This window comes from Mycobacterium sp. JS623, assembly GCF_000328565.1.
Taxonomy (GTDB): domain Bacteria; phylum Actinomycetota; class Actinomycetes; order Mycobacteriales; family Mycobacteriaceae; genus Mycobacterium.
The window spans coordinates 5,790,194-5,802,559 of sequence record NC_019966.1; the positions used below are offsets into that span (position 1 = coordinate 5,790,194).

The 12,366-nt window shown below is 65.6% G+C and carries 11 protein-coding genes; 5 read left to right on the forward strand and 6 right to left on the reverse strand.

Annotation, left to right across the window (positions count from 1 at the left end):
* Window positions 1-13 precede the first annotated feature (13 nt).
* The 3 genes from hsaC to hsaA are packed head-to-tail and all read right to left on the reverse strand — an operon-like array spanning window position 14 to window position 2,987.
* The gene (gene hsaC, locus MYCSM_RS28170) at window positions 14-916 is read right to left on the reverse strand and encodes an iron-dependent extradiol dioxygenase HsaC (protein ID WP_015309584.1); all 903 of its coding nucleotides are present in this window, start codon (window positions 914-916) and stop codon (window positions 14-16) included.
* On the reverse strand, window positions 913-1,803 hold the full coding sequence (hsaD, locus tag MYCSM_RS28175; protein WP_015309585.1) for a 4,5:9,10-diseco-3-hydroxy-5,9,17-trioxoandrosta-1(10),2-diene-4-oate hydrolase: 891 nt from the start codon (window positions 1,801-1,803) through the stop codon (window positions 913-915). The genes hsaC and hsaD overlap by 4 nt, the downstream gene beginning before the upstream one ends.
* Window positions 1,803-2,987, reverse strand: coding sequence for a 3-hydroxy-9,10-secoandrosta-1,3,5(10)-triene-9,17-dione monooxygenase oxygenase subunit (gene hsaA / locus MYCSM_RS28180; protein ID WP_015309586.1), 1,185 nt, complete (start codon window positions 2,985-2,987; stop codon window positions 1,803-1,805). The genes hsaD and hsaA overlap by 1 nt, the downstream gene beginning before the upstream one ends.
* A gap of 156 nt (window positions 2,988-3,143) precedes the next feature.
* Between hsaA and MYCSM_RS28185 the strand changes: the two genes are divergently transcribed.
* Together MYCSM_RS28185 and MYCSM_RS28190 are read left to right on the forward strand one after the other, a co-directional pair.
* A complete protein-coding gene (locus MYCSM_RS28185; protein ID WP_015309587.1) occupies window positions 3,144-4,202 on the forward strand; it encodes a ferredoxin--NADP reductase in 1,059 nt (352 codons plus the stop codon).
* A 133-nt stretch (window positions 4,203-4,335) separates the two neighbouring features.
* The gene (locus MYCSM_RS28190; protein WP_157681533.1) at window positions 4,336-4,815 is read left to right on the forward strand and encodes a hypothetical protein; all 480 of its coding nucleotides are present in this window, start codon (window positions 4,336-4,338) and stop codon (window positions 4,813-4,815) included.
* Between the two features lie 134 nt (window positions 4,816-4,949).
* On the opposite strand, the gene MYCSM_RS28195 is transcribed toward MYCSM_RS28190, so the two are convergent.
* Window positions 4,950-5,378, reverse strand: a complete 429-nt coding sequence (locus MYCSM_RS28195; protein WP_442928548.1) for a hypothetical protein — start codon at window positions 5,376-5,378, stop codon at window positions 4,950-4,952.
* On the opposite strand from MYCSM_RS28195, the gene MYCSM_RS28200 reads away from it, so the two are divergent.
* The gene (locus MYCSM_RS28200) at window positions 5,295-5,546 is read left to right on the forward strand and encodes a hypothetical protein (protein WP_041312790.1); all 252 of its coding nucleotides are present in this window, start codon (window positions 5,295-5,297) and stop codon (window positions 5,544-5,546) included. The two genes, MYCSM_RS28195 and MYCSM_RS28200, sit on opposite strands and share 84 nt — an antisense overlap.
* A gap of 130 nt (window positions 5,547-5,676) precedes the next feature.
* On the opposite strand, the gene MYCSM_RS28205 is transcribed toward MYCSM_RS28200, so the two are convergent.
* The gene (locus MYCSM_RS28205; protein WP_015309590.1) at window positions 5,677-7,788 is read right to left on the reverse strand and encodes an acyl-CoA dehydrogenase; all 2,112 of its coding nucleotides are present in this window, start codon (window positions 7,786-7,788) and stop codon (window positions 5,677-5,679) included.
* Between the two features lie 263 nt (window positions 7,789-8,051).
* Between MYCSM_RS28205 and kstR the strand changes: the two genes are divergently transcribed.
* Both kstR and otsB read left to right on the forward strand, forming a co-directional pair.
* Window positions 8,052-8,657, forward strand: coding sequence for a cholesterol catabolism transcriptional regulator KstR (kstR, locus tag MYCSM_RS28210; protein WP_198345129.1), 606 nt, complete (start codon window positions 8,052-8,054; stop codon window positions 8,655-8,657).
* 3 nt (window positions 8,658-8,660) lie between these two features.
* Window positions 8,661-11,198: a trehalose-phosphatase gene (otsB, locus tag MYCSM_RS28215; protein WP_015309592.1), complete on the forward strand. Its 2,538-nt coding sequence runs from the start codon at window positions 8,661-8,663 to the stop codon at window positions 11,196-11,198.
* Between the two features lie 52 nt (window positions 11,199-11,250).
* Here otsB and MYCSM_RS28220 read toward each other — a convergent pair whose 3' ends face one another.
* Window positions 11,251-12,351, reverse strand: a complete 1,101-nt coding sequence (locus tag MYCSM_RS28220; RefSeq protein ID WP_015309593.1) for a LacI family DNA-binding transcriptional regulator — start codon at window positions 12,349-12,351, stop codon at window positions 11,251-11,253.
* Window positions 12,352-12,366 lie beyond the last annotated feature (15 nt).

The window sequence follows — 12,366 nt, forward strand, 5'->3', positions numbered from 1 at the left end:
GAGCGCTGGTCAGCTAGCTCTTGAAGCCGACGCTGAAGTCGTGACCCCACAGGCTGACCGCGGTGCTTTCGCGGGCCACCCAGTCAGTGTCTTCGACTTCGAGCCCTTCGCAACCGAATTCGACATCGAAGCCGCCGGGAGTCTTCATGTAGAACGACAGCATCTTGTCGTTGACGTGGCGGCCTAGCGTGGCCGACATCGGTACCTTGCGGCGCAGCGCTCGGTCCAGGCACAGCCCGACATCGTCGGCATTCTCGACCTCGACCATCAAATGAACTATGCCGCTGGGTGTCTCACCCGGCATGAACGCGAGGCTGTGGTGGCGGGGATTGATGCCGAAGAATCGCAACCATGCGGGCGGCCCGTCTGCAGGTCTGCCAACCAGCTGCGGTGGCAGCCGCATCGAATCACGCAGCCGGAACCCCAGCACATCGCGGTAGAAATGCAACGACTCCATGTCGTCGCGAGTGGTCAGTACGACGTGGCCAAGGCCTTGCTCCTCGGTGACGAACTTGTGTCCGTAGGGGCTGACGACGCGGCGGTGCTCCAGCGCAGCGCCATGGAAAACCTCGAGGGAGTTGCCGGACGGATCCTGGAATCGGATCATCTCGTCGACGCGGCGGTCAGCCAGTTCGGCCGCGGTGGCCTCTTTGTAAGGCGTGCCTTCGAGATCCAGTCGGTTGCGAATCTCTTGCAACCCTTCGGCATTCGCGCATTCCCAACCGGACTCCAGCAGGCGGTCGCTCTCGCCTGGGATGATCACCAGCCGCGCCGGAAATTCGTCCATCCGCAAGTAGAGCGCGCCCTCGGTCTGCCCCTTGCCTTCGACCATGCCGAGCACCTTGAGGCCGTATTCACGCCACGCCGCGACGTCCGTCGACTCGATCCGCAGGTAGCCAAGTGACCGGATACTCATGACCCGCCTCCCAGAAAATCCACAGTCAGCTTGTTGAACTCGTCGAACTTCTCCAGCTGTGCCCAGTGTCCGCACTGGCCGAACACGTGCAACTGGACCTTGGGGATCTGCTTGAGGGCAACCAGCGCGCCGTCGAGCGGATTCACCCGGTCCTCCCGACCCCAGATCAGCAGTACCCGCTGGCGCAGCTTGTACACCTCGCGCCACATCATGCCGAGTTCGAAGTCGGGGCCGGCGAACGACTTTCCCATCGCGCGCGTCGCGGCCAGCGATTCCGGTGTGCTGGCGATCGCAAAGCGTTCGTCAACCAGCTCGGGCGTGATCAGCTTCTGGTCGTACACCATGATTCGCAGGAACGCTTCGAGGTTCTCGCGGGTGGGCTCGGAGGAGAACTTGCCAAGTAGCTTGACGCCCTCGGTCGGGTCGGGTGCGAACAGGTTCACCGAAAGCCCGCCCGGGCCCATCAGCACCAGCCGGCCCGCGCGCCTGCCGTTGTCCAACGCGAACCGTACCGCGGTGCCGCCGCCGAGCGAATTGCCAATCAGGTCAGCACTTTCGATGCCGAGGTGATCGAACAAATTCAGCAGCGCTGTGGCGCTGTAGCGGTTGTACTGCTCGTGCTCGGTGTGCTTGTCGGAGTGGCCGTAGCCGGGCTGATCGACGGCGAGCACGTGGAAATGCTGTGCCAGCACGCTGATGTTGCGCCCGAAGTTGGACCAACTCGAGGCACCAGGTCCACCCCCGTGTAGCAGCACGACCGTCTTGTCGTTGCCAACGCCGGCCTCGTGATAATGCAGCCGCATATCGTCGCGAACCTGCGCGTAGCGGGAGGTCGACTCGAAGGTGATCTCTTGCTGTTGAGCGGTTTCGGCGGCGAACGATGTCATCAGACCATCGTGTCCTGCGGTGGCAGCCCAAACTCGTTGTTCCCGAAGATCAGGTACGCGCGTTCGGGGTCATTGGCCGCGTGCACCCGACCGGCGTGCGCATCGCGCCAGAACCGCTGCACCGGAGCGTCGTTGTTCAACGCGGTGGCACCGGACGCCTCGAAGAGCCGGTCGATCGACGAAATGGCGCGGCCGGTGGCGCGCACCTGATCACGACGGGCGCGGGCGCGCAGTTCGAACGGAATTTCCTTGTCCGCCTTGAGCAGTGCGTACTCGTCACCGACGTTGCCGATCAGCTGACGCCACGCGGCGTCGATGTCGCTGGCCGCCTCGGCGATCCGGACCTTGGCGAATGGATCGTCCTTGGCCTTCTCCCCCGCGAATGCGGCGCGCACCCGCTTGCCCTGGTGCTCGACGTGGGCGTCGTAGGCGCCATACGCCATGCCGACGATCGGCGCCGAGATGGTCGTCGGATGCACTGTGCCCCAAGGCATCTTGTAGACCGGTGCGGTGTTGGTCTGGAGGCCGCCCGCGGTGCGGTCGTTCATCGACTTGTACGACAAGAAGCGGTGCCGCGGCACGAACACGTCCTTGACGACGACCGTGTTGCTGCCAGTGCCGCGCAGACCCACGACGTGCCAGACGTCGTCGATGCGGTACTCGGTGCGCGGAATCAGGAAGCTACCGAAGTCGACCGGCCGACCATCCTTGATGACCGGGCCGCCGAGGAACGCCCACGTGGCGTGGTCGCAGCCCGAGGACCAGTTCCACGAGCCGTTGACCAAGTAGCCACCCTCAACCACGGTGCCCGCACCCATCGGCGCGTACGAGGAGGAGATGCGCACCGACGGATCGTCGCCCCAGACCTCTTCCTGGGCCTGCTGGTCGAACAGCGCGAGGTGCCAGTTGTGCACGCCGATGATCGAGCTGACCCACCCGGTGGAACCACAGGCCGTCGCGATGCGCCGCACGGCTTCGTAGAACACCGTCGGGTCGCACTGCAGGCCGCCCCACTGCTCGGGCTGGAGCAGCTTGAAGAAGCCCACCTCAACGAGCTCGGAAACGGTTTCGTCGGGCAGTCGACGCAGATCTTCGGTCGCCTGGGCTCTCTTGGCGATCAGCGGTAACAGGTCGTCGATGCCGGCTAGGACCGACTGCACGTCACCCTGTTCAATGGACGTCACTGCTTTGCCTCCCGAGAGTACGGACCTGGAAGAAGATTAGAACACGTTACGATTTGTGTCGAGCAGGGTGTATCTGCGGCGGCTGGACCTGGACACATGCATTTCTGTAACCTGTTCTAGTTATAACCGGATCTTTGACTAGGAAGGGCGCCGCTAGTGACCGACGAGCCGCTTGGTAGCCACGTGCTCGAGCTGCAAGTGGCCGATGTCGTCGAGGAGACCGACGATGCGCGGTCACTGGTGTTCGCCGTGCCTGACGGTGTCGACATCCCCGCCGATCGGCTGCGGTACTCGCCGGGGCAGTTCTTGACGCTGCGGGTGCCAAGCGACCGCACGGGTTCGGTGGCCCGCTGCTACTCGCTGTGCAGCTCCCCGTTCACCGGCGACCCGTTGACCGTCACCGTCAAACGCACTGTGGACGGGTATGCGTCGAACTGGTTGTGCGACCACGCGCATGCCGGCATGAAGATCCACGTGCTGGCGCCGTCGGGCACGTTCGTGCCCAAGACGCTGGATCAGGACTTCTTGCTGATGGCGGCCGGCAGCGGCATCACCCCGATGATGGCCATCCTCAAATCCGCGCTCGCCGAGGGCAGCGGCAAGGTGGTGTTGATCTACGCCAATCGCGATGAGAAGTCGGTGATTTTCGGCAGTGCGCTGCGCGAGCTGGCGGCCAAGTACCCGGACCGGTTGACGGTTGTGCACTGGCTGGAGACCGTCCAGGGGCTGCCGAGCGCGGCGGCGCTGGCCGGCCTTGCCGCGCCGTATATCGGCCGCGACGCCTACATCTGCGGCCCAGGGCCGTTCATGGCAGCGGCCGAGGAGGCGCTGCAGAACTCTGGCGCGGCCGCGGACAAGATCCACATCGAGGTGTTCAAGTCGCTGGAGTCCGACCCCTTCGCGGCGGTAGTCATCGAGGAGGACGACAGCGACGAGGGACCGGCGACGGCCATCGTCATGCTCGACGGCCAGCGCCACGAGGTGCGGTGGCCGCGTAACGCGAAGCTGCTCGACGTCCTGCTGGACAAGGGTCTCGACGCCCCGTTCTCCTGCCGCGAGGGGCACTGCGGTGCGTGCGCGGTACTGAAGAAGAGCGGCGAGGTGGAGATGGAGGTCAACGATGTGCTCGAGCAGCAGGATCTCGACGAGGGCTTGATCCTGGGTTGCCAGGCCCATCCGCGGTCGGATTCCGTCGAAGTCACCTACGACGAGTGAGCGCGGGCTACCATTCGCCGCACCGAAGTTGGATGTCGCCGCCGAGCCGGCCCCGGAGGGAAGCAACGTGACGAAGCGGTTGAGCAGTCTTGTCGGGTCGTTCTGCGCGGGCGTGACGACGGTTGCGCTCTGGATGCCAGCGGTTTCGTCGGCCGCGACCAACAATGGCGACTCCTCCATCCCGCTGCCCGACGGCACCGCTTTGGAGATGCACACCACGCTGAACTGTCCACTACCTGACAAGCAGTGCTACTTCACGACGCAGGCGCAACGCCGCGACGGCGACGGGGTCGAAGGGTTCCCAGGGGACCTCTGGGCACGGCAGACCACCACGGTGCGCTCGATGAACAAGTACAACTACCTGGAGACCCAGGTCGTCGCCGAGAACACCAGGGTCTTCAAGGCAGGCGGCACGCGCGAGATCACCACGATCTACTTCGGCGGCGGGCCGCCCGAGAAGTACTTCATCACCGGCCAGATCCAACCCACCGATTGGCACACAGGCCAGCCGATGCTGACAGCCGACGTGATCGTCTGCGCCCACATTCAGGTCGTCTACGCCGGCGTGAACATCACCTCGCCGGACGCGTGTGCGCAGACCACGTTCAGTTAGAAAGGCTCCTCTCGAAACTGCGGGCAGATCGCGGAAACACAGGTTAGAACGATCTGGCCGCAGTTTCGCGCCCCAGTCTGATTCGCGAGCGGCAGTCGTACTTCGACACTGCTCAGACTGTTACGGAGGAAGCGCTAGGGTTTCGGCGTCGGCGTCGGGCAGAACCCACCGACCGAAGTAGCTCCGTCCGGACACTGCACAGAGGTAGGAGTCGGCTTCGGTGCTGTCGGCGTCGGGCAGAACCCACCGACCGAAGTAGCTCCGTCCGGACACTGCACAGAGGTAGGAGTCGGCTTCGGTGCTGTCGGCGTCGGGCAGAACCCACCGACCGAAGTAGCTCCGTCCGGGCACTGCACAGAGGTAGGCGTCGGCTTCGGTGCTGTCGGAGTCGGGCAGAACCCACCCAACGGCGTAGCCCCATCCGGGCACTGCACAGGTGCCTTGGCCGGGACCGCGGGATCGGTCCCGTCGTAAACCTCTTGGCCATCGTCGACGCCGTCGCCATCGCTGTCGGGATTGTTCGGATCGGTGCCGTAGACATCGGTTTCGTCGTCGTCGAACAAGCCGTCGCCGTCACGGTCTGGACGCTGGTGCAGTGGGCTGGGCGAAATGTGCCGCGGGACAGTCAGGCCTGGATCGGCGACGGCCGAAGAACTCCCGGTCAACAACAATGGAGCGGCCGCGAAGAGTGCCACCGACGCGATGGCTACCGCGAGGCGCCGCAGGCATGAGTTGACCAGCATCTCGTGCTCCTTCGCCGATTGGAGCGACATCCGAGCCGTCGGACTCAACCCATCATGCACTTGCACACAGGAAACACACAGGTTCTGGCGGATCTGGTGCTACGGACGCAGACTGCAGTCAGCGGGGCAGCCCCAGTAGCCGCTCACCGGCCATCGTCAGCAGGATCTGCTCGGTGCCGCCCGCAATGGTCAGGCAGCGGGTGTTGAGGAAGTCGTGCACTTCCGTGTTCTCCACAATGCCTGTGCCTTCGGAGAGTTCCATCCGGAACTCGGAGAGCGTCTGCCGGTAACGCACGCCAATCAGCTTGCGGGCGCTAGCTTGTGGGCCGGGGTCCTGACCGCCGAGGATCAACTGGGCGATCTTCTGATCCAGAAGCGAACCGACCTGCGCCGACCGGATCAGCTCGCCCAACTGATCGGCAACGGCGGGATCGAGGTCGAGTTCGGAAACGGTGCGAAGCAGTTCTTCCATCGGATTACCGAGCGCGGTGCCGTGCGCCATCGCGACGCGTTCGTTGGCCAGCGTCGTGCGGGCCAGTCGCCAGCCGTCGTTGACCTGACCGACGACCATCTCGTCGGGCACGAACACCTCGTCGAAGAACACTTCGTTGAAGAGGTTGTCGCCGGTGATCTCGCGCAGCGGCCTGATGTCGATGCCCGGCGACTTCATGTCGATCAGGAAGTACGTGATTCCTTTGTGCTTCGGGGCATCGGGATCGGTGCGTGCCAAGCACACACCGAACTGCGCCCAATCCGCCCGCGAAGTCCAGACTTTCTGCCCTGTGAGCTTCCAACCGCCTTCGGCGCGAACGGCTTTCATTCGCAGCGACGCCAGGTCGGAGCCCGCGCCCGGCTCGCTGAACAGCTGGCACCAGAACAGCTCGCCCGTCAGAGTGGGAGGAACGAAGCGCTCGATCTGCTCGGGGCTGCCGTGTTCGAGGATCGTCGGCGCGGCCCACCATCCGATCACCAGATCGGGACGGGTCACGCCGGCCCTGGCCATCTCCTGATCGATCAGCAGTTGTTCGGCCGGGCTCGCTTCCCTGCCGTACGGACGCGGCCAGTGCGGCGCCAGCAGCCCGGCCTCGGCCAGGGCAACCCTCTGCTTCTCGACTGGCTGTGCAGCGACTTCGGCTACGGCAGAAGCGATTTCGGGCTGTAGATCGGCCACCGAGTCCAGATCGATGTGCAGTTCGCGACGCACACCGTCAGCCGTCAGCGCGGCGACCCGTCGCAGCCATCGCGACAGGCCACCGAGGAACTGTGAAATCCCGTATGCGCGACGCAGATACAGATGCGCGTCGTGTTCGAAGGTGATGCCGATTCCGCCGAGCACCTGGATGCAGTCCTTGGCGTTGGCTTTCGCGGCTTCGATGGCGGTCGCCGCGGCTACAGCAGCAGCGACAGAGAGTTGGCGCTCATCAGGATGGGCGACAGCGGCGGCCGCGTCGCTGGCCGCCACCGAAATCTGTTCAGACCGCAGCAGCATCTCGGCGCACATGTGCTTGATGGCTTGGAAACTGCCGATCGGCTTGCCGAACTGCTCGCGCACCTTCGCATACTCGGTGGCCGTCTGCAGCGTCCAACGGGCCACGCCCGCCGCCTCGGCGGCCAGCACCGTCGCTGCCAGGTCCTCGACACGCTGGGCGGAAACGTCCAGCGCTACCGCGGGAGCGGAGTCGAGCACCACCCGCGCCAGCGGGCGGGAGAAGTCGGTGGCCTTCAAAGACTCCAGCGTCACGCCGTCGGCCGCCGCGTCGACGAGCAGCCACGTATGCCCTGCGGGCAGCAGCAGCACGCCCTGTGGATCGGCCCCCAGCACCCACTCCGCCGTCCCGCTGGCCCGCCCGTCGCCGAATCGGAGGTCTGCCGAAAGCGCGACACCTGCCGTCCGCTGCCCCGATGCCAGGGCTTCGAGTAACTCGACGTGTGAGCCACCGAGGACGAGCGTGGCCAAGGCCGTCGTGGCAACGGGACCTGGCACCATCGCGGCAGCCGCCTCATCGACCATCGCCAACAGATCCTCGGCGGTGCCGTCGGCGCCACCATGCTCCTCGGGCAGCGCGACGCCGAAGAGTCCCAGGTCGGCCACGCCCTGGTACGCGGTACGCCAAGCGTCGGCGTCGCCGCGCTCGACGGCACGCGCGGCCGCGACCGCGCCCGAGCTGGATGCCCAGCTTCGGACCAGTTCGCGCGCGGCAAACTGCTCATCAGTGATGGTGGCCGACACCGTAGACTCCTACCGTTTGGGTGAGAACAGCGTGCTTCCCACTAGAACGTGTTCTAATAGTGCCAGCGTTTGACCGTCAAGTCGACCGCCATTAGAGCAGGACACGTCGATGCCGCAGCGGCGCCGAGGTGAGAAAATGGAGCCGCACATGCGTATCGTTTTCGGCGAGTACGCACGATGAAGGAGCAGCCGACCACATGTCGTCACCAGCACAGCCCAACTCGGGTTCAGGGTCGGATTCTCGGCCGCGCCAGGTGATGAATGTGGCGGTATTGGCGGAGTCCGAGCTCGGTTCCGAAGCCCAACGCGAGCGCCGCAAGCGCATCCTGGACGCCACCCTGGCCATCGCGTCGAAGGGCGGTTACGAGGCCGTTCAGATGCGCGCTGTCGCCGAACGCGCCGACGTAGCGGTCGGCACGCTGTACCGCTATTTCCCTTCGAAGGTGCACCTGCTCGTGTCCGCGCTGGGCAGGGAGTTCGAGCGCATCGACGCCAAGACCGACCGCGCGGCAATGTCGGGCGGCACGCCGTATCAGCGGCTCAACCTGATGGTCGGCAAGCTCAACCGCGCGATGCAGCGCAATCCGCTGCTGACCGAGGCGATGACCCGGGCATTCGTGTTCGCCGACGCCTCTGCCGCCGGTGAGGTTGATCATGTCGGCAAGCTGATGGACTCGATGTTCGCCCGGGCGATGAGCGACGGCGAGCCGACCGAGGACCAGTACCACATTGCGCGCGTGATCTCCGACGTCTGGTTGTCCAATCTGCTGGCCTGGCTCACCCGGCGCGCATCGGCAACCGACGTCAGCAAGCGGCTGGATCTTGCCGTACGACTACTCATCGGCGACGGCGAGCACCCTAAGATTTAGCGGGTGGCGTCACCGCTACCAATCGAACTGCAACGCGCGCTCACCACAGCCGCCCGGGTTCCGCGGCTCCTGGTGGCGTGCGACTACGACGGCACCATGGCCCCGATCGTCGCGAATCCCGACGATGCGCGTCCCCTGATGGAATCAGCAGCGGCGCTGCGCTCGCTTGCGGCGTTGCCGTCGACGACGGCTGCACTGATCTCCGGTCGTGCACTGCGCGACCTCGCGACGCTGTCGCGGATGCCCGCCGAGGTTCATCTGGTCGGCTCCCACGGCTCTGAGTTCGACACCGGCTTCGTGCACGCGATCGACGATGCCGCCAAGACCCTGCTGGGTAAGATCAAGGACGCGTTGAGCGCGATCGCGGCGGAGTATCCGGGCGTCGCTGTCGAAATCAAGCCGGCCAGTGTGGCGCTGCACGTGCGCAACGCCGATTCCACCGACGCAAATGAGGCGCTGAAGAAGGCGCGCGCCGCGTCGCAGCACTGGGATGCGCAGATCACCGAGGGCAAGGCTGTTCTCGAGTTCGCGGTCATCCAGACCGACAAGGGCCAGGCGCTCGACATCTTGCGGCACCAGAACGGCGCGTCGGCCGCGGTGTTCATCGGCGACGACGTCACCGACGAGAAGGCGTTCCGCCGGTTGCACGGACCCGACGTCGGCATCAAGGTCGGCGACGGTGACACGTTGGCGGGCTATCGCATCGAATCGCCGGAAGATGTTGCGACGGTGCTGGAATGCCTGCTCGACGCGCGTCGAACCTGGTTGCTCGGCGGACACACCACGCCGATCGAGCGGCTGACGATGCTGTCCAACTCGCGCACAGTCGCCCTGCTGACGCCCGACGCCGACGTGGTGTGGATGTGCCATCCGCAGGCCGATTCGGCCGCCGTGTTCTCCCGACTGCTCGGCGATGCGACAGCAGGACACTTCTCGATCGGCCCTCAGCGCGAGGCGCTGCCGCTCTCACAGCGCTACGTGACCGGCACGATGACCGTCGAAACCCGTTGGGCCAGTTTGCTTGTCACCGATTACCTGTCACACGACGTCGGCGCAGGCCGCACCGACCTGATCCGGGTGATCAGCGGCCAAGCCCCGGCGGTTGTCGAGTTCGCGCCGCGGCCCGAGTTCGCCCAGGCCCCGGTGCATCTGCGCGTCGACGACGGTGGCCTACGGGTGTTCGCGACCAACGACCCGATGGTGTTGCGCTCACCAGGCGTGCAGTGGGAGATCGTTCCCGACGGCATTCACCAGACTGCGCAGGCCGTCATCGACCCGTCCCAAGGTCCGGTTGTGCTGGAATTGCGCTGCGGTACAGAGGATTTGGCCGAAGCTCCGGTCGACGATGCGTCACGGCGCGCACGCGCGGAGGGCTATTGGAGCGATTGGGTTTCGCGCCTTTCGCTGCCGTCGCTGAAACCGGAGCTGATGAAGCGGTCGGCCTTGACGCTTCGGGGCTTGGTACATGCCGATACCGGCGCGATCATGGCAGCGGCCACCACATCGCTGCCAGAGGAGATCGGTGGCGTTCGCAACTGGGATTACCGCTACTGCTGGATCCGCGACGCGGCGATGACCGCCTCGGCGATGGTGTCGCTTGGCTCGACCGTCGAGGCGGAGGGCTATCTGAACTGGCTGCACGGGGTGATCGAGACGATGCACGGGCCCGAGCGGCTGCATCCGCTGTATGCGCTGTCCGGAGCGATCCTCGGCCCTGAGGCGGTCATCGACTCGCTGCCTGGGTATGCGGGTTCGCGGCCTGTGCGGGTCGGCAACGCTGCCAACGTTCAGGTGCAGCTCGACGTATTCGGTCCTGTGGTGCAGCTGATCTGCGATCTGAGTCATCGCCGGGTAGCCGACGGTGTTTCGGCTGCGCTGACGGATGCTGACTGGAACCTGGTCAGCGAGATGGTGTTCGCCGTCGAAAGCCGTTGGGTGGAGCCGGATCACGGCATCTGGGAAATTCGCGGCAATCCTCGGCATCACGTCTACTCCAAGGTGATGTGCTGGTTGACGGTGGACCGTGCGCTGAAGCTGGCCAGGGAGTTCGGTCGCGAAGCCCCGCCCGGTTGGGCCACGCTACGCGATGCGATCTCAGCGCAGGTCCGCGAACGCGGCTGGAACGACGAGGTGCGCTCGTTCACCGCCGCGTACGACGGCACCGACCTCGACGCCGCCACGCTGCACATCGGGCTGTCGGGGTTGATCGACCCCTCCGACGAGCGATTCGCCGCCACGGTCGTCGCCACCGAAGCCGAATTGCGTAGCGGTGCAACCGTTTACCGATACCACCGTGACGACGGGCTGCCGGGCACCGAGGGCGGCTTCCATCTATGCGCTGCCTGGCTGCTCGAGGCATACCTGCTGACGGATCAGCGCTCGCAGGCCGAGGCGCTGTTCGACCGGCTGGTCGCAGCGGCGGGTCCGACGGGTTTGTTGTCCGAGGAGTACGACCCGGTCGCCGAGCGCGCGCTGGGCAACCACCCACAGGCCTACAGCCACATCGGGCTGCTGCGCTGCGCGCAACTTCTCGACACTTAGGGTTTTCGGCGCGGTAGCAGACTCTGAGCGGGCGTAGGCGCGCCGAAATCGCTCAAGCGGGGGGGCCTGCGGTGCGGCCGCGCACCACTTCGGTTGGCAGCACATCCACTACCGGCAGGCCGTCGCGCGGCGGGTTGTGCAGCAGCCGGCCTGCGCGGCGGCCCTTCTCCATGCTCGGCTGCACGACCGTCGTCAGGCCGCGGCGCACTGCGTCCGGGATGCCGTCGAATCCGGTGACCGTCATCTGGCCCGGCACGTAGATCCCCCGCGCGCGCAGGTAGTCCATCGCAGACAACGCGAGCACGTCAGCAGTGCACATCAGCGCGGTGATTCGCGGATTCGCGTCCAGCGCCACCTCGGCCGCCGCGCCACCCGACGTCGGGAGGTGCTCATGACTCTCCACCACGGTCAGCGACGTGGGATCCAGCCCAACCCCCCGCATCGCGTCGTAGACGCCGTGGATGCGCTCACGCTGCACATGAAAGTGCGGTGTCTGCACGCGATCAGGATCCGCGACCGTGGGCCTGGGCCCGCCGAGCGGCCAGTCGCGGCCGAGCCGCATGGTCAGCAGACCGATCTCCCGATGGCCCAGTCCCACAACATATTCCGCCAATTTTCGCATCGCCGCGCGGTCGTCGATGCTGACCCGAGAGGTGCCAGGAACATCTTTGGGCTGATCGACGACCACCACAGGCAGATGCCGCTGCTGCACGACGGACAGGTACGGGTCGTCGTCCGAGGCCGAGTAGACGACGAAGCCGTCGACGCCCGCTGCCAGCACAGCCGCCGACCCGTCGCCGACGCTGCGGTTCGGCCCGATGGCAACCAGAAGCAGGCCCTGTCCCGCCTCCTCGCACGATTCGGCAAGTCCGGCAACGAAATCCAGCGCGGCAGGATCGGAGAACGAATAATTCAACGGCTCGGTGATCATCAGGCCGACCGCGCCGGCCTTACGGGTGCGCAGTGATCGAGCGACCGGGTCCGGTCCCGGGTATCCCAGCCGCTTGGCGGTGGCCAGCACACGCTCGCGAAGGTCGGGTGACAGTTGATCCGGCCGGTTGTACGCATTGGAGATGGTGGTCCGCGAGACCTTGAGCTCGGCCGCCAACGAGGCCAGCGTCGCACGCCGCCTGGGCGTGGGACTCCTCGACATGCTCCCCGAGGTTAG

Excerpts from the sequence above, each read along its gene's own strand:
- MYCSM_RS28190 (WP_157681533.1), top strand. The coding sequence starts at position 4,336 with ATGCCAGCGGTTTCGTCGGCCGCGACCAACAATGGCGACTCCTCCATC.
- hsaD (WP_015309585.1), bottom strand. The coding sequence starts at position 1,803 with ATGACATCGTTCGCCGCCGAAACCGCTCAACAGCAAGAGATCACCTTC.
- hsaC (WP_015309584.1), bottom strand. The coding sequence starts at position 916 with ATGAGTATCCGGTCACTTGGCTACCTGCGGATCGAGTCGACGGACGTC.
- MYCSM_RS28220 (WP_015309593.1), bottom strand. The coding sequence starts at position 12,351 with ATGTCGAGGAGTCCCACGCCCAGGCGGCGTGCGACGCTGGCCTCGTTG.